This window comes from Actinomadura sp. KC06, assembly GCF_004348735.1.
Lineage (GTDB): Bacteria > Actinomycetota > Actinomycetes > Streptosporangiales > Streptosporangiaceae > Spirillospora.
In genome coordinates this window covers 1-15,431 of sequence record NZ_SMKT01000001.1, presented here as the reverse complement: position 1 = coordinate 15,431, position 15,431 = coordinate 1, and the positions used below count along the sequence as shown (strand labels likewise).

Sequence of the window (15,431 nt, the reverse complement as noted above, 5' to 3'; positions counted from 1 at the left end):
AGAGACGGATGGCGTTCAACCTTCGCGGGCGCAGCTTCCTCAAGGAGCTCGACTTCACCCCCAGGGAGTTCGGGTTCCTGCTCGACCTGGCGGCCGAGCTGAAGGCCGCCAAGTACAGCCGGGCGGAGAACCCGGCGCTGACCGGCAAGAACATCGCGCTGATCTTCGAGAAGACGTCCACCAGGACGCGCTGCGCCTTCGAGGTCGCCGCGCACGACCAGGGCGCCCACGTGACCTACCTGGACCCTGGCGGCACCCAGATCGGCCACAAGGAATCGATGAAGGACACCGCGCGCGTCCTGGGACGGATGTACGACGGCATCGAGTACCGGGGCTCCAGCCAGAGGCTCGTCGAGGAACTGGCCGAGTACGCGGGCGTCCCGGTGTGGAACGGCCTGACCGACGAGTGGCATCCGACGCAGATGCTCGCCGACATGCTCACCATGCGCGAGCACAGCGACAAGCCCCTGCGCGACGTCACGTACGCGTATCTGGGCGACGCCCGCAACAACATGGGCCATTCGTACGTCGCGGCCGGTGCGCTGCTCGGGATGAACGTCCGCATCGTCGCGCCGCGGGCCCTCTGGCCGGACGAGGAGACGGTCGTCAAGCCGTCCAACGCGGTCGCCGCAACGACCGGCGCGGACATCACCCTCACCGAGGACGTCCGGGAGGGCGTGCGGGGCGCCGACTTCGTGATCACCGACGTGTGGGTGTCGATGGGCGAGCCCGCCGACGTCTGGGACGAGCGCATCGCGCTGCTCCGCCCCTACCAGGTCAACGCGGACGTCATGCGGGCGACCGGCAACCCGGACGCGAAGTTCATGCACTGCCTCCCCGCCCTCCACAACCGGGAGACCGCCGTGGGGGAGCAGCTCTACCAGAAGACCGGCATGGAGGGCCTGGAGGTCACCGAGGACGTGTTCGAGTCCTCGGCCTCGATCGTGTTCGACGAGGCGGAGAACCGGATGCACACCATCAAGGCGGTCATGGTCGCGACGCTCGGCTGACCGCCGGGCGGGTTCTGACAAGGGGGGACTATGCGGGTGGTCGTCGCGCTCGGCGGGAACGCGCTGGTCAAGCGCGGTGAGACACCGGACGCCGAGCCGCAGCGCCGCAACGTCGACCGGGCCGTGCGGGCGCTGGCGCCGCTCGCCGAGCGGCACGAGCTGATCGTCACGCACGGGAACGGGCCGCAGGTCGGGGTGCTGTCGCTGGAGAGCGTCAACGACCCGAACCTGACCCGCCCGTACCCGCTCGACACGATCGGCGCCGAGACCCAGGGCATGATCGGCTACTGGATGCTGCAGGCGCTGCAGAACGCGCTGCCGGGACGCCAGGTCATGGCGATGATCAACCAGACGCTGGTGTCGGCGGTGGACCCGGCGTTCGAGAACCCGACCAAGTTCGTCGGCCAGGTCTACGACCGGGAGGAGGCGGAGAAACTCGCCGCCGAGTACGGCTGGACGGTCCGCCAGGACGGCGACCGCTGGCGCCGCGTCGTCCCGTCCCCGCGCCCGCAGCGGGTGATCGAGACCCGGCTGATCAGGGAGCTGGTCCGGCTCGGGACGGTCGTGGTCTGCGCGGGCGGCGGCGGCATCCCGGTGTTCCGCAACGACGTCGGCCGGCTGGAGGGCGTCGAGGCGGTGATCGACAAGGATCTCACCGCGTCCGTCCTGGCCGAGAGCATGGACGCGGACGCCCTGCTGATCCTCACCGACGTGCCCCGGGTGATGCGGCACTACGGCACCCCCGAGCAGGAGGAGATCACCCACACGACCCCGCACGAGCTGCGCGCACAGGACTTCCCCGCCGGGTCGATGGGCCCGAAGGTCGAGGCGGTGGCGGGCTTCGTCGAGCGCACCGGCGACATGGCCGCCATCGGGATGCTCGACCAGTGCGTGCAGATCCTCGAGGGCACCGCGGGCACGATCGTCACCCCCAACGCGACCTGGCCGCTGGCGAGCACCCTGTGAAGACCGGCACGGGGGCGGCGCCGGTCTCGTTCGGGCGGAGCCTGCTGCGGACGAAGCCGGTCGACGCGATCGTCGCCGAGGGCGGCCGCGGCGAGGGCGGCGAGCTGAAGCGGACGATGAGCCTCCTGCAGCTCACCCTGTTCAGCGTCGGCGCGACCCTCGGCACCGGGATCTTCGTCGTCCTCGGCGAGGCGGTGCCGAAGGCCGGGCCGGCGGTCGTGCTGTCGTTCGTCCTCGCCGCCGTCACCGCGCTGTTCTCGGCCCTGTCGTACGCCGAGCTGGCCGGGACGATCCCCGTGTCCGGCTCGTCCTACTCCTACTCCTACGCCACGCTCGGGGAGCTGGTGGCGTGGGTCTGCGGCTGGTGCCTGCTGCTGGAGTACGCCGTGTCGGTGTCGGCGGTCGCGGTCGGGTGGGGCTCCTACCTCAGCGCGTTCTTCGACGACGCGGCCGGGTTCACGATCCCGGCGGAGCTGAGCGGGCCGCCGGGCGAGGGCGGGATCGTCAACGTCCCGGCCGTGATCGTGGTGATGTTCGCGACGTTCCTGCTGCTGCGCGGGACGTCCGAGAGCGCCACCGCCAACACGGTCATGGTGTTCCTGAAGATCGGCGTGCTGCTGTTCTTCTGCGCGGTCGCGTTCACCGCGTTCGACTCGGGGAACCTGAGCTCGTTCGCGCCGATGGGCTGGGCCGGGATCAGCGCCGCCGGGTCGAAGGTGTTCTTCTCCTACATCGGCTTCGACGCCGCCTCCACCGCGGGCGAGGAGGCCAAGAACCCGCGCCGCGACCTGCCGCTCGCGATCATCCTGTCGCTGGTCATCGTGACCGTGATCTACGTGCTGGTCGGCCTGGCGGCGGTCGGCGCCATGCACTGGGAGCGGTTCGACATCAGCGGCTCCGAGGCGTCGCTGGCGGCGGTGCTGGACGCGGCGACCGGGCGGACCTGGCCGTCGATGATCCTCTCGCTCGGCGCGGTGATCGCCATCGCGAGCGTCGTGCTCACCGTCATGTACGGGCAGACCCGCATCCTGTTCGCGATGTCGCGGGACGGGCTCGTCCCGCCCGTGTTCCAGAAGGTCAGCCCCGGACGCCGCGTCCCGGTCGCCAACACGGTCATCGTGGCGGGGCTCATCTCGATCCTCGCCGCCGCGATCCCGCTCGGCCGCCTGGTGGACGCCACCAGCATCGGCACGCTGTTCGCGTTCGCGCTGGTCAGCGTCGGGGTCATCGTCCTGCGCCGCACCCGTCCCGACCTGCCGCGCAGCTTCCGGACCCCGCTCTACCCGCTGACGCCGCTCCTCGGCGTCGGGTTCTGCGTCTACCTCATGGCCGGGCTGGGCGGGGTGACGTGGGTGGTGTTCCTGCTGTGGACCCTCGTCGGCCTGGCCGCGTACTTCCTGTACGGCCGCCGCCACTCCCGGCTGGCGGCCGGGCCCGCGGGGAAGGGGGCGCCATGAGGGTGCTGGTCGGCTACTCGCCCGACGACCGCGGCGCCGACGCCCTCGCGCTGGCGGCGCTGGTCGTCCGGGCGGCGGGCGCCTCGCTGGCGGTCGCGAACGTCCATCCGCCGCCGTGGCCCGCGCGCGGGCCCGGCTCCGTCGACGCCGAATGGGTCGCCTACCTCAAGGGCGAGTCGCAGGCGGCGCTCACGGAGGCCGCGGGGAAGCTCGCCGAGTCGGACGTGCCGGAATCGGACGTGACGCTCCGCGTCCACTCCCACCGGGGCAGCGGGCGCGGGCTCATCGAGATCGCCAGGGACGCCGCCGCCGACCTGATCGTCATCGGCTCGGCGCCGCGCGGGCGGCGCGGGCGGATCGCCATCGGCAGCACCGCCGACCAGCTCCTGCACGGCTCGCCCGTCCCCGTCCTGCTCGCCCCGCGCGGCTACGCCGATGACCTGCCCGGCCGGTTCGAGCGCATGACCGTCGCGTACTGGCGGCGCAAGGACGCGGACGGCCCGCTGTCGGCCGCCGCGGAGATCGCCGCCGCGCTGGACGTGCCGATGCGGCTCCTCACCCTCGTGCTGCGGCCGCCCGGCATCGCGGCGAAGTTCAAGGACGCGGGCGGCGTCCTGGACCGCCAGGCGGCCCAGGCCGACGAGGACCTGCGCGCCGCCGCCGCCCGCCTCGGCGGCGCCGGGACGCCGGTCGAGCACCTGGCGGCCGTCGGGACGGGCATCGCCAAGACCCTCGGCACCGTCGATATGCTGCCCGGCGAGGTGCTGGCCTGCCTGTCCAGCCATGACGGGCCGCTGCGCAAGGTCTTCCTCGGGGAGAGCTCCGGCAAGATCGTCCGCGCCGCGTCCTGCCCGGTGCTCCTCATGCCGCGCGGAGCCGCCACCGCTTCCGGTGCCGTTCCCGGTGCGAAGCCGCAGGTTAGGTAAGGCTTGCCTGCGTGAGGCACGACATCGGGAAACCGGTGTTTGGCGGGAAGGAATTACGGCACACTGATGTTGTGAAAAACGTGAGCGAGGACCGGACCAGCGCAGAGGCCGCCACCGCGCGGTCCCTCGGCGTGCCTTCCGTGCCCGCCCACACCGAGCGTGACACACGCGCGCGAGTGGCCCGGCTCATTCTCGAACACGGTCCGGTCACGGCGTCCACGCTGGGGGAGCGCGTCGGCCTCACGCCCGCCGCCATCCGCCGGCACCTGGACGCGCTGCTGGCCGACGGCATGATCGAGGTCCGCAAGGCGCGGGCGCCGCAGGCCCGGCGCGGCCGGGGACGTCCCGCCAAGTGGTTCGCGATCACCGACGCCGGGCGCAACGCGTTCGTGCACGCCTACGACGACCTGGCGACCAGCGCGCTGCGGTTCATCGCCGAGACGGCCGGCGACCACGCGGTCGCCGAGTTCGCCCGGCGCCAGATCGCCGACCTGGAGCGCCGCTACCGGCCCGTCGTGCAGCAGGCCCCGCCCAACCAGCGGGTCCGCACGCTCGCCGAGGCGCTGTCCGGCGACGGCTACGCGGCCGCCGCGGCCAAGGCGCCCCAGCCGGGCGGCGGCGAGCAGCTGTGCCAGCACCACTGCCCCGTCGCGCACGTCGCCGCGGAGTTCCCGCAGCTGTGCGAGGCCGAGACCGAGGCGTTCAGCCGCCTGCTGGGCACCCCCGTCCAGCGGCTGGCCACGATCGCCCACGGCGACGGCATATGCACCACCCACGTCAGTCCCCGCTCCCTGTGCGGGACCGGAGGCGAGGAGCACGACCCGGGGGACCGGGGAGCCGCGTCCCCCGAGCGACCACTGATCAGTGACGAGGAGTCCGGAGGGACCTCCCTATGACTACGGCAGCCCACCCCGAACTGGAGGGGCTCGACAAGTACAAGTTCGGCTGGGCCGACTCCGACGAGGCCGGGGCCTCGGCGCGGCGCGGCCTGAACGAGGACGTCGTCCGCGACATCTCGGGCAAGAAGGACGAGCCCGACTGGATGCTCGCCCTCCGCCTCAAGGGGCTGCGCCTGTTCGACAAGAAGCCGATGCCCACCTGGGGCTCGGACCTGTCGGCCATCGACTTCGACAACATCAAGTACTTCGTCCGCTCCACCGAGCAGCAGGCCGGCTCCTGGGAGGAGCTGCCCGAGGACATCAAGAACACCTACGACAAGCTCGGCATCCCCGAGGCGGAGAAGCAGCGCCTCGTCGCCGGCGTCGCCGCGCAGTACGAGTCGGAGGTCGTCTACCACAAGATCCGCGAGGACCTTGAGGAGAAGGGCGTCATCTTCCTCGACACCGACACCGGCCTGCGCGAGCACCCGGAGATCTTCCAGGAGTACTTCGGCTCGGTGATCCCTGTCGGCGACAACAAGTTCGCCGCGCTCAACACCGCCGTGTGGTCGGGCGGCTCGTTCATCTACGTCCCGCCGGGCGTGCACGTCGAGATCCCGCTCCAGGCCTACTTCCGGATCAACACCGAGAACATGGGCCAGTTCGAGCGGACGCTGATCATCGCCGACGAGGGCTCCTACGTCCACTACGTCGAGGGCTGTACCGCCCCGATCTACAAGTCGGACTCGCTGCACTCCGCCGTCGTGGAGATCGTCGTGAAGAAGGACGCCCGCGTCCGCTACACGACCATCCAGAACTGGTCCAACAACGTCTACAACCTGGTGACCAAGCGCGCCGTCGCCTACGAGGGCGCGACGATGGAGTGGGTCGACGGCAACATCGGCTCCAAGGTCACCATGAAGTACCCGGCGGTGTACCTGCTCGGCGAGCACGCCAAGGGCGAGACCCTGTCGATCGCGTTCGCGGGCGAGGACCAGCACCAGGACGCGGGCGCCAAGATGGTGCACGCCGCGCCGAACACCTCCTCCAGCATCATCTCCAAGTCGGTGGCGCGCGGCGGGGGCCGCACGTCCTACCGGGGGCTGGTGCAGATCCAGGAGGGCGCCGAGCACAGCAAGTCCACCGTGAAGTGCGACGCGCTGCTCGTCGACCAGATCAGCCGGTCCGACACCTACCCGTACGTCGACGTCCGCGAAGACGACGTCGAGATGGGCCACGAGGCCACCGTCTCCAAGGTGTCCGAGCAGCAGCTGTTCTACCTGATGAGCCGCGGCCTCACCGAGGACGAGGCGATGGCGATGATCGTGCGCGGGTTCGTCGAGCCGATCGCGCGCGAGCTGCCCATGGAGTACGCCCTTGAGCTGAACCGGCTCATCGAGCTGCAGATGGAAGGAGCCGTCGGCTGATGGGGCTCGATGTCAAGCCTCTCTCGACGCTGCACGACAAGGCGTCGTTCGACGTCGGCGACTTCGACGTTCCGACGGGCCGCGAGGAGGAGTGGCGGTTCACGCCGCTGCGCCGCCTCCGCGGCCTGCACAACGGCACCGCCGACGCGCACGGCAAGGTCCTGGTCGAGGCGGAGGCGCCGCCGGAGGTGACCGTCGAGACGGTCGGGCGCGACGACGCGCGGCTCGGCACGGCCTACGTCCCGTCCGACCGGGTCAGCGCGCAGGCGTGGAACTCGTTCGCGCAGGCCACCGTCGTGACCGTGCCGAAGGAGGCCGTCGCGTCGGCGCCGACCGTGCTGCGGCTGCGCGGCGAGGACGCCTCGGCCGCCGCCTACGGCCACACCACCGTGATCGTGGAGCCGTTCGCGCAGGCCACCGTCGTGCTGACGCACCGCGGGCCCGCGACCTACGCCGACAACGTCGAGTTCGTCGTCGGCGACGGCGCCCGCCTCTCGGTGATCAGCCTGCAGGACTGGGCGGACGGCAGCGTCCACGTGTCCCACCAGCACGCCCGCCTCGGCCGCGACGCCCGGTTCGTCTCGCACAACATCTCGCTCGGCGGCGACGTCGTGCGGATCTCGCCGTCCGTCGCCTACGAGGGGCCCGGCGGCGACGCCGAGCTGTACGGGGTGTACTTCGTGGACGGCGGCCAGCACCTGGAGCACCGGCTCCTCGTCGACCACGCCGTCCCGAACTGCCGCAGCCGCGTCGACTACCGCGGCGCGCTGCAGGACCAGGACGCCCACGCCGTCTGGATCGGCGACGTGATCATCCGCGCTGAGGCGGAGGGCACCGACACCTACGAGCTGAACCGCAACCTCGTCCTCACCGACGGGACGCGGGTCGACTCCGTGCCGAACCTGGAGATCCTCACCGGCGAGGTCGCCGGCGCCGGGCACGCCTCGGCGTCCGGACGGCTCGACGACGAGCACCTGTTCTACCTCCAGGCCCGCGGCATCACCTTCGACCAGGCGCGCCGCATGGTCGTGCGGGGCTACCTGGGCCAGCTGATCGAGCGCATCGAGGTCCCCGAAGTGCGGGAGAAGGTGCACGAGGCCATCGAGGCCGAGCTCGACCGGGGGGCCGCGAAGTGACGTACGTGAAGGTGTGCGCGCTGGACGACGTCCCGCCGGACGGGGCGCTCGCCGTCGAGATCGACGACACGCCCATCGCCATCGCGCGCAGCGACGGCGCGGTGTACGCCGTCAACGACATCTGCTCCCACGCCGAGGTCTCGCTGTCCGAGGGCGAGATCTACGACGGCACCATCGAATGCTGGCTGCACGGGTCCTGCTTCGACCTGCGCACCGGCAAGCCCACCAATCCTCCGGCCACGCAGCCGGTCGCCACATACAAGGTCAAGGTCGAGGACGGCGACGTCTATGTCTCGCTCGCCGCCGACGACGACTGACCCCACCACGAAGGACGAACACGCATGGCCACGCTAGAGATCCGCGACCTCCACGTCTCCGTCGGCGACGGCTCCGACGGGGCGAAGGAGATCCTGCGCGGGGTCGACCTGACCGTGCAGGCCGGCGAGACCCACGCGATCATGGGGCCGAACGGCTCCGGCAAGTCCACCCTCGCCTACGCGGTCGCCGGGCACCCGAAGTACGAGGTGACGTCCGGCTCCGTCACGCTCGACGGCGAGGACGTCCTCGGCATGTCGGTCGACGAGCGCGCCCGCGCCGGGCTGTTCCTGGCGATGCAGTACCCGGTCGAGGTGCCCGGCGTGTCGGTCTCCAACTTCCTGCGCTCGGCCGTCACCGCGGTCCGCGGGGAGGCCCCGAAGCTCCGCGAGTTCTCCAAGGACATGAAGCAGGCGATGGAGAACCTGTCCATCGACCCCGCGTTCGCGCAGCGCAGCCTCAACGAGGGCTTCTCCGGCGGCGAGAAGAAGCGGCACGAGATCCTGCAGCTGGAGATGCTCAAGCCGAAGGTCGCCGTCCTGGACGAGACCGACTCCGGCCTGGACGTCGACGCCCTCAAGGTCGTCGCCGAGGGCGTGAACCGGTTCGCGTCCGGCGACACCGGCGTCCTGCTCATCACCCACTACACGCGCATCCTCCGCTACGTGAAGCCCGACTTCGTGCACGTGTTCTCTGGCGGCCGCGTCGTCGCCGAGGGCGGGCCCGAGCTGGCCGACGAGCTGGAGGACAAGGGTTACGAGAAGTACGCAAAGGCGGGCGCCGCGCTATGAATTTGCTGCCGGAGGAGTTGAAGAAGGACTTCCCGCTGCTGCAGCGCACGGTGCGCGGCGGGCGCCCTCTGGTGTACCTCGACTCGGGTGCGACCTCGCAGAAGCCCGTCCAGGTCCTGGACGTGGAGCGCGAGTTCTACGAGCGGCACAACGCGGCGCCGCACCGCGGGGCGCACCAGCTCGCCGAGGAGGCGACGGAGGGCTACGAGAAGGCCCGCGCGTCCATCGCCCGGTTCATCGGCGCGTCGACCGCCGAGGTCGTGTTCACCAAGAACGCCACCGAGGCCATCAACCTGGTCGCGTACGCGATGAGCAACGCCGCCACCGCGGGCGCGGAGGCCGAGCGGTTCGCGGTCGGGCCGGGCGACGAGGTCGTGGTGTCGGAGATGGAGCACCACGCCAACCTCGTCCCGTGGCAGCAGCTCTGCCGGCGGACGGGCGCGACCCTCCGGTGGTTCGGCATCACCGACGACGGCCGTCTCGACCTTGAGCAGCTGGACGACCTCGTCAACGAGCGCACGAAGATCGTCGCGCTGACGCACCAGTCGAACGTCCTCGGCACCGTCCCGCCGATCGAGCGGATCGCGGAGCGGGCCCACGCCGTCGGCGCGCTCGTCCTGCTGGACGCGGCCCAGTCGGTCCCGCACCAGCCGGTGGACGTCACCCGCCTCGGCGTCGACTTCCTCGCCTTCTCCGGCCACAAGATGCTCGGCCCGACCGGCATCGGCGTGCTGTGGGGACGGAGCGAGCTGCTCGAGGTGATGCCGCCGTTCATCACCGGCGGCTCCATGATCGAGATCGTCCGCATGGAGGAGACGACCTTCATGCCGCCGCCGCAGCGGTTCGAGGCCGGCGTCCCGATGACCGCGCAGGCGATCGGCCTCGGCGCGGCCTGCGAGTACCTCGCCGAGATCGGCATGGACCGCGTCCACGCCCACGAGGAGGCCCTCGTCGGCTACTCGCTGGAGCGGCTCACCGAGATCCCCGGCGTCCGGATCATCGGCCCCGGCACCACCGAGGCCCGCGGCGGCGCCGTGTCGTTCACCGTCGACGGCATCCACCCCCACGACGTCGGCCAGGTCCTCGACGACCTGGGCGTCGCGGTCCGCGTCGGCCACCACTGCGCCTGGCCGATCTGCCGCCGCTTCGCCATCCCGGCGACGACCCGCGCGACGTTCTACCTCTACAACACCCTCGGCGACATCGACGTCCTCGCCGACGGGGTCAGGCAGGCCCAGAAGTTCTTCGGCACGTCCTGAGGAACAGCCCCGAGACCTGCCCTGTTGTAGCGAGAGAGCCTTGGAGAGGACCACATGCACCTGGAGGCGATGTACCAGGAGGTCATCCTGGACCATTACCGCAACCCCCATCACAAGGGGTTGCGTGAGCCGTTCGAGGGCGAGGCGCACCACGTCAACCCGACCTGCGGGGACGAGGTGACGCTGCGCGTCCACCTGGACGGCGACGGCCAGGACGCCACGGTCGCCGACGTGTCCTACGACGCGATGGGCTGCTCGATCAGCCAGGCCAGCGCGTCGGTGATGTCGGACCTGGTCATCGGGAAGTCCGTCAAGGAGGCGATGGCGGTCGGCGAGGAGTTCCGCGCGCTGATGCAGTCGCGCGGCCAGGACGTCGAGCCCGACGAGGACGTCCTGGAGGACGCCATCGCCTTCGCCGGGGTCTCCAAGTACCCCGCCCGCATCAAATGCGCCCTGCTCGCCTGGATGGCGTGGAAGGACGCGACCGCCCGCGCACTCGGAGAGGCATCATGACCACCGAAACGGCCGTCCCCGAAGAGGACGTCCTCGAGGCCCTCAAGGACGTCGTCGACCCCGAACTCGGCATCAACGTCGTCGACCTCGGCCTGGTGTACGGCGTCACCATCGCCGACGAGGTCGCGACCCTGGACATGACCCTCACCAGCGCCGCCTGCCCGCTCACCGACGTGATCGAGGACCAGGCCCACAGCGCCCTGGAGGGCATGGTCAAGGACGTCAAGATCAACTGGGTGTGGCTGCCCCCGTGGGGCCCCGACAAGATCACCGACGAGGGCCGCGACCAGCTCCGCGCCCTCGGCTTCAACGTCTGACCCGCACCGCTCGCACGAAGGCCGCGCCCCGCGAGGGCGCGGCCTCACGTGTGCGTACTGGGCTTCGCCGGCCAGAGGGTGTGGGTGATCGGCCATAGCGACCAGATCGCCAGGACCATGCCGAGGCGGGCGAGCCAGCCGTTGAGGGCCTCGGTGCGGCCGGGGTCGCCGACCCAGGCGATCATCGTGAGGAGCAGGCCGCAGGCGATGGCGGTGGCGATCGCCGCCTTCCCGAACTCGCGCCATTCGTAGCGGGTGCGGGCCCGGCCGTGGCCGGGCTTGCCGCGGGGCGGCGGGCCGCCGGCGAAGCGGTGCGCGAAGCGCTCGTCGGCCCACCGGACCATGCTGTGCCCGAACGCGATCGAATAGCCGATGTAGGCGGCGGCGAGGCCATGGGCGAAGCCCGCCGTCCCGCCGCCCTGGAGGTCGATCGCGGTGGCCGCCAGCAGGGCCACGTCGACCAGGGGGACGCACACCAGGAGCGCCGCGCCGGTCCGGCGGAGGCGCAGGACGTAGCGGGCGACGAGGCCGGCGGCGAGGACGACCCAGAAGCCGATCTCGCAGGCGGCGATGATCGCGATGAGCACGTGGAGTCCTTTCTCGATGGTTCCATCGTCCGCGCGGGACGGGCGGAAATCGTCGTCCGCGGTGGGGGTTCCGGGGGTCGTCCGAAGGATGTACGCGTGCTCGTCATCCCGGTGGACGAGGTTCTCGCGCGGGGATGCTGAGATGGAGGCGTGCACAGGCTCACCACCCGCAAGGACGCGCTCGTCGCCGCGGCGGCGCTGGCCGGTGGGCTGCTCATGCTCGCGGTGCACGGCTACTCGACGTGGTCGCAGGACTGGGACCCGCCGGTGTGGGCGCGCCTCGTCCCGCTCCTCGGGCTGTGCTCGGCGCTGCTGATGCGGCGGACGGCGCCGCTGACCGCGCTGGCGGTGGCGACGCCGTTCAACGTCGCCGACGTGCTGATGGGCCCGGGCATCGCCACCGCGATGATCTACGGGGACGCGCTGTACGCGGCGAGCCTCTACGGGCGGCGCCGGACCGCGGAGTGGCTGCTCGGCACGACCGTGGTGGCGTCGCTGATGGTCGCGGCCGGCACCGGGATCGGGCTGCGCGACGTCGCCGTCGGGGTGGTCGGCGGGTCGGTCGCCGGGGTGGTGTGGGTCGCGCCGGTGCTGACGGCGATGGCCGTCCGGGAGCACCGGTTCCGGGCGGAGGCGGAGAGGCAGCGCGCCGAGCAGGTGGCGCGGCTCGCGGAGCTGGACCGGCGGGCCGCCGTGACCGCCGAGCGGGCTCGGATGGCGCGCGAGCTGCACGACGTGATCGCCAACCATCTGAGCGCCGTGGCGCTGCACTCGTCGGCCGTGCTGAAGGTGCCCGGCCTCGACCGGGAGGGGATCGAGCGGGCGATGGAGGTCATCCGGGAGAACAGCGTCCAGGGCCTCGCGGAGATGCGCCGGATGATCGGGCTGCTGCGGGACGGGGACGGCGAGGAGGATCCGGCGGCGCGGCCGCGGCTGGCGGAGCTCGGACGGCTCGTCCGGCACACGGCGCGGTCCGACCTGTCGGCGCGGCTGGAAGTCGCCGGGGAGCCGCCGGAGCTGCCCGCCGCGGTGGAGCTGGCCGCGTACCGGATCGTGCAGGAGGCGCTGACGAACGCGCTGAAGCACGCCGGTCCCGGCAGCGCCGACGTCCGCGTCGAGTACACGCGGCGCAGCGTGGTGATCGACGTGCTGAGCCCGCTCGGGGCGGACGCTGCGCGGCTGCCCGGCACCGGCAGCGGGCTGGTGGGGATGCGCGAGCGCGCGGTGATGCTGGCCGGGGAGTTCGACGCCGGGCCCGACACCGCCGCCGGACGGTGGCGCGTGCACGCCGAGCTGCCCGTCGACCAGCAGTTCACGGAGACCCGATGACCGGAGCGAGGGCGTCATGATCGAGGTTCTGGTCGCGGACGATCAGGCGGCGGTGCGGGCGGGGCTGGTGCTGATCCTCGGCGCGGCGCCGGGGATCCGGGTGGTTGGCGAGGCCGCTGATGGGGTCCAGGCAGTGGAGCTGGCGCGGGAGCTGCGGCCGGACGTGGTGCTGATGGACGTCCGCATGCCCCGCCTGGACGGCATCGCCGCGACCCGGGAGATCGCGGGCATCGCGGACGTGCTGGTGCTGACCACGTTCGACATGGACGAGTACGTGTTCGGCGCGCTGCGGGCGGGCGCGGCCGGGTTCCTGCTCAAGGACGTCGACGCCGACAGGCTGGTGGACGCCGTGCGGACGGTCGCGGCCGGCGAGGGGATCATCGCGCCCAAGGTCACCCGGCGGCTGATCGGCGCCTTCTCCGCCCGCCCGGCGGCCGACCCGTCCGCGCCGGGGCTCGCGGAGCTGACGCCGCGGGAGCGGGAGGTGTTCGCGTGCCTGGGGGAGGGCCTGTCGAACGGGCAGATCGCGGCCCGGCTGGACATGGCGGAGACGACCACCAAGACCCATGTCAGCCGCATCCTCGCGAAGCTGGGGCTGGCCAGCCGCGTCCAGGCGGCCATCTTCGCGCAGGAGACGGCCGCCACCGGGCTTTCCGGGACCGATCCGCATAAAGGATCACCCGGGGCGGTCTGACGCCCCAGAAAGGATCTCAGCGCGGCGGATGCCCGGAGGCCGGCGGACGGCCTTCAGCTGGACAGGCTGCGGATCAGGTCGGCGACGCGGACGATGCCGAGGCAGCGCCCGACCTCGTCCACCACGACCAGGTCGTCGTAGACGCGCTCGTCCTCCCGCCCGGCGGCCCGCAGCGCCGCGACCGCCGGGACGGTGCGCGGCACGAGCCGGGGCGCGTCGGCCAGCCGCGCGGCGGGACGGCGGGCGTGCAGCGCGTGCCCGTACGCGCCGGACAGGCGCAGCAGGAAGCGCGTCCGGTCCACGGTGCAGCGGGGCCGCTGCCGGTCGTCGACCAGGACGATGCTGGTGATGCCGGACTCGGCGTTCAGCGCGTTGAGGACCTCGCCCGCGGTCGCCGTGTGCGGCAGCGTCACCGCCGGGAGGGTGAACTCCGAGACCCGCGGCCCCAGACCCAGCCCAGGGTCGGGACGCGACTGCTCCTCGGCGGCCGCGACCGGGATGTGGATCGGCATCCCCGGCCGCCACTCCGGCGGCGCCAGCGCGGGCCCCTGGACGAGCCGCACCCCCGCGTCCCGCATGTGCAGCACCTGCTCCCGGGTCGCCATCTGCGGCGCCAGGACGTGCGTCTCCAGGCGGTGCGCCAGCTCGACCAGGCTCCCGACCAGCGCCGCGCGGCGCGGCTCCGACACCGACCTGCGGGCCAGCTCGGGATCGAGTTTCAGCAGGTAGGACGCGCCGTCCACGAGCAGGTCCAGCGGCGCGTGGGCGGCGCCGAGGCCGGCGAGGCCGACGAGGTAGCCGGTCCGGCGCAGCCCCGACAGCGCGGCGGTGACGGGCGGGCGCGCCGCGGGCGGGAACCCGCCCGACACGCAGATGATGATCTCCTGCGGGCGGCGTCCGGTGTCGCCGAGCCCGCGGTGCAGGTCGGCGAGGAGGTCGTCGCCGCGGGCGAGGGTCTCGGTGCGCAGGCCGATCTGCAGCGGCAGGGGCGTGCCGAGTCCGGAGGCGGCGCGGGCGGCCTCGACCGCGCGCCGCACGTCCTCGGCCGCCGGATCGGGCCGCATCGGGCCGGACGGGCCGGCCGGCGGTGCGTGGGCCTCCACCGCGACGACGGTTCCGGTGCCGAGGTCGACGACCGGATGGAACACCGCCCGGGCCGGGAGGAGGGCATCGAGTGCATCGACTGCTGACACAGCCGCATCATGTCGCCCCACTACACGACGAAACTAGATGTGTCAGCCGAAGTTAACCCAATATTCGCAGTTCAGAGGACATGCGCGGTCACAGGCCGCGACCGCCCGCGACCGCCGCCAGCAGATATGTCACGCCGGCGACGGCGGCGAGCCACGCGTAGGCGGTGATGTCGGCGCCGCGCAGGGCCTGGACGGTCAGCCCGCCGACCACCGCGACGGTCAGCACGTCGCCGGTCATCGCCGCGGCCCGCAGATGCGCGCGGGCGCGAGTGCCGGAGCCGAAGCCCTCGCTGATCGGCAGCGCCGGCTCGTTGCGCCGGTACGCGAGGTACCCCGCGTACCCGGCCAGCGCGGCGAGCGCGATGAGGGCCGTGCCCGACCGCCCGTCGGCGGCCAGCACGGCCCCGACCACCACGCCCGCGCCCAGGACGAGCCCGGGCACGGCCCACCTGCTGAGGCTGCGGCGTTCGGGAGCGATCCACATGGTGCTCATCCTTCCCGATCCGCGCGCGGGGCGGACCCTCAACGCGCCGGGCTGGTCAATTGTGGGGAGGACGCCCCCCACACCCCTCGCCATCGGCTGTGCCTTCTGTGGGGGGACGACCCCCCACACCCCCCCGCCATCGGCTGTGC

17 protein-coding genes are annotated in these 15,431 nt (G+C 72.1%); 14 read left to right on the top strand and 3 right to left on the bottom strand.

Translation table 11 applies throughout. The features are described 5' to 3' along the window. Positions 1-8 precede the first annotated feature (8 nt). The 12 genes from argF to E1287_RS00030 all read left to right on the top strand — a co-directional run bounded on the left by argF (position 9) and on the right by E1287_RS00030 (position 10,995). Positions 9-1,010: an ornithine carbamoyltransferase gene (gene argF / locus E1287_RS00085; protein ID WP_131962196.1), complete on the top strand. Its 1,002-nt coding sequence runs from the start codon at positions 9-11 to the stop codon at positions 1,008-1,010. A gap of 30 nt (positions 1,011-1,040) precedes the next feature. Beyond that, positions 1,041-1,976, top strand: a complete 936-nt coding sequence (gene arcC, locus E1287_RS00080; RefSeq protein ID WP_131962194.1) for a carbamate kinase — start codon at positions 1,041-1,043, stop codon at positions 1,974-1,976. Then, on the top strand, positions 1,973-3,433 hold the full coding sequence (locus E1287_RS00075) for an amino acid permease (RefSeq protein ID WP_207933933.1): 1,461 nt from the start codon (positions 1,973-1,975) through the stop codon (positions 3,431-3,433). The genes arcC and E1287_RS00075 overlap by 4 nt, the downstream gene beginning before the upstream one ends. After that, positions 3,430-4,359, top strand: a complete 930-nt coding sequence (locus E1287_RS00070) for a universal stress protein (RefSeq protein WP_131962192.1) — start codon at positions 3,430-3,432, stop codon at positions 4,357-4,359. The genes E1287_RS00075 and E1287_RS00070 overlap by 4 nt, the downstream gene beginning before the upstream one ends. A gap of 131 nt (positions 4,360-4,490) precedes the next feature. After that, positions 4,491-5,255 (top strand): metalloregulator ArsR/SmtB family transcription factor, encoded by a 765-nt coding sequence (locus tag E1287_RS00065; RefSeq protein ID WP_243718462.1) that lies wholly within the window; start codon positions 4,491-4,493, stop codon positions 5,253-5,255. Next, entirely contained in the window at positions 5,252-6,664 is a 1,413-nt protein-coding gene (gene sufB / locus E1287_RS00060) for a Fe-S cluster assembly protein SufB (RefSeq protein WP_131962187.1), read from the top strand. Before E1287_RS00065 ends, sufB begins: the two co-directional genes overlap by 4 nt. Next, the gene (gene sufD / locus E1287_RS00055; RefSeq protein ID WP_131962185.1) at positions 6,664-7,800 is read left to right on the top strand and encodes a Fe-S cluster assembly protein SufD; all 1,137 of its coding nucleotides are present in this window, start codon (positions 6,664-6,666) and stop codon (positions 7,798-7,800) included. The genes sufB and sufD overlap by 1 nt, the downstream gene beginning before the upstream one ends. Next, complete coding sequence (locus E1287_RS00050) at positions 7,797-8,117, top strand: bifunctional 3-phenylpropionate/cinnamic acid dioxygenase ferredoxin subunit (protein WP_131962183.1); 321 nt, start codon at positions 7,797-7,799, stop codon at positions 8,115-8,117. The genes sufD and E1287_RS00050 overlap by 4 nt, the downstream gene beginning before the upstream one ends. A gap of 24 nt (positions 8,118-8,141) precedes the next feature. Further along, positions 8,142-8,906 (top strand): Fe-S cluster assembly ATPase SufC, encoded by a 765-nt coding sequence (sufC, locus tag E1287_RS00045; protein WP_131962181.1) that lies wholly within the window; start codon positions 8,142-8,144, stop codon positions 8,904-8,906. Then, the gene (locus tag E1287_RS00040) at positions 8,903-10,165 is read left to right on the top strand and encodes a cysteine desulfurase (protein ID WP_131962179.1); all 1,263 of its coding nucleotides are present in this window, start codon (positions 8,903-8,905) and stop codon (positions 10,163-10,165) included. Before sufC ends, E1287_RS00040 begins: the two co-directional genes overlap by 4 nt. Before the next feature lie 54 nt (positions 10,166-10,219). Next, positions 10,220-10,678: a Fe-S cluster assembly sulfur transfer protein SufU gene (gene sufU / locus E1287_RS00035; protein ID WP_131962177.1), complete on the top strand. Its 459-nt coding sequence runs from the start codon at positions 10,220-10,222 to the stop codon at positions 10,676-10,678. Next, positions 10,675-10,995 (top strand): metal-sulfur cluster assembly factor, encoded by a 321-nt coding sequence (locus E1287_RS00030; protein ID WP_207933932.1) that lies wholly within the window; start codon positions 10,675-10,677, stop codon positions 10,993-10,995. The genes sufU and E1287_RS00030 overlap by 4 nt, the downstream gene beginning before the upstream one ends. A 44-nt stretch (positions 10,996-11,039) precedes the next feature. On the opposite strand, the gene E1287_RS00025 is transcribed toward E1287_RS00030, so the two are convergent. Then, complete coding sequence (locus tag E1287_RS00025) at positions 11,040-11,738, bottom strand: hypothetical protein (protein WP_243718423.1); 699 nt, start codon at positions 11,736-11,738, stop codon at positions 11,040-11,042. Here E1287_RS00025 and E1287_RS00020 point away from each other — a divergent pair. Beyond that, on the top strand, positions 11,733-12,911 hold the full coding sequence (locus E1287_RS00020; protein WP_243718421.1) for a histidine kinase: 1,179 nt from the start codon (positions 11,733-11,735) through the stop codon (positions 12,909-12,911). The two genes, E1287_RS00025 and E1287_RS00020, sit on opposite strands and share 6 nt — an antisense overlap. A 16-nt stretch (positions 12,912-12,927) precedes the next feature. Next, on the top strand, positions 12,928-13,605 hold the full coding sequence (locus E1287_RS00015) for a response regulator transcription factor (RefSeq protein WP_131962173.1): 678 nt from the start codon (positions 12,928-12,930) through the stop codon (positions 13,603-13,605). 53 nt (positions 13,606-13,658) lie between these two features. On the opposite strand, the gene E1287_RS00010 is transcribed toward E1287_RS00015, so the two are convergent. Both E1287_RS00010 and E1287_RS00005 read right to left on the bottom strand, forming a co-directional pair. After that, the gene (locus E1287_RS00010) at positions 13,659-14,798 is read right to left on the bottom strand and encodes an EAL domain-containing protein (RefSeq protein ID WP_243718407.1); all 1,140 of its coding nucleotides are present in this window, start codon (positions 14,796-14,798) and stop codon (positions 13,659-13,661) included. Between the two features lie 88 nt (positions 14,799-14,886). After that, complete coding sequence (locus E1287_RS00005; RefSeq protein ID WP_131962171.1) at positions 14,887-15,282, bottom strand: ABC transporter permease; 396 nt, start codon at positions 15,280-15,282, stop codon at positions 14,887-14,889. Positions 15,283-15,431 lie beyond the last annotated feature (149 nt).

What these genes read in the sequence shown, in the direction of transcription:
- sufU (WP_131962177.1), top strand. Translation starts at nt 10,220, where the DNA reads ATGCACCTGGAGGCGATGTACCAGGAGGTCATCCTGGACCATTACCGC.
- E1287_RS00070 (WP_131962192.1), top strand. Translation starts at nt 3,430, where the DNA reads ATGAGGGTGCTGGTCGGCTACTCGCCCGACGACCGCGGCGCCGACGCC.
- sufC (WP_131962181.1), top strand. Translation starts at nt 8,142, where the DNA reads ATGGCCACGCTAGAGATCCGCGACCTCCACGTCTCCGTCGGCGACGGC.
- sufB (WP_131962187.1), top strand. Translation starts at nt 5,252, where the DNA reads ATGACTACGGCAGCCCACCCCGAACTGGAGGGGCTCGACAAGTACAAG.
- sufD (WP_131962185.1), top strand. Translation starts at nt 6,664, where the DNA reads ATGGGGCTCGATGTCAAGCCTCTCTCGACGCTGCACGACAAGGCGTCG.
- argF (WP_131962196.1), top strand. Translation starts at nt 9, where the DNA reads ATGGCGTTCAACCTTCGCGGGCGCAGCTTCCTCAAGGAGCTCGACTTC.
- E1287_RS00015 (WP_131962173.1), top strand. Translation starts at nt 12,928, where the DNA reads ATGATCGAGGTTCTGGTCGCGGACGATCAGGCGGCGGTGCGGGCGGGG.
- E1287_RS00005 (WP_131962171.1), bottom strand. Translation starts at nt 15,282, where the DNA reads ATGTGGATCGCTCCCGAACGCCGCAGCCTCAGCAGGTGGGCCGTGCCC.
- E1287_RS00040 (WP_131962179.1), top strand. Translation starts at nt 8,903, where the DNA reads ATGAATTTGCTGCCGGAGGAGTTGAAGAAGGACTTCCCGCTGCTGCAG.
- arcC (WP_131962194.1), top strand. Translation starts at nt 1,041, where the DNA reads ATGCGGGTGGTCGTCGCGCTCGGCGGGAACGCGCTGGTCAAGCGCGGT.
- E1287_RS00030 (WP_207933932.1), top strand. Translation starts at nt 10,675, where the DNA reads ATGACCACCGAAACGGCCGTCCCCGAAGAGGACGTCCTCGAGGCCCTC.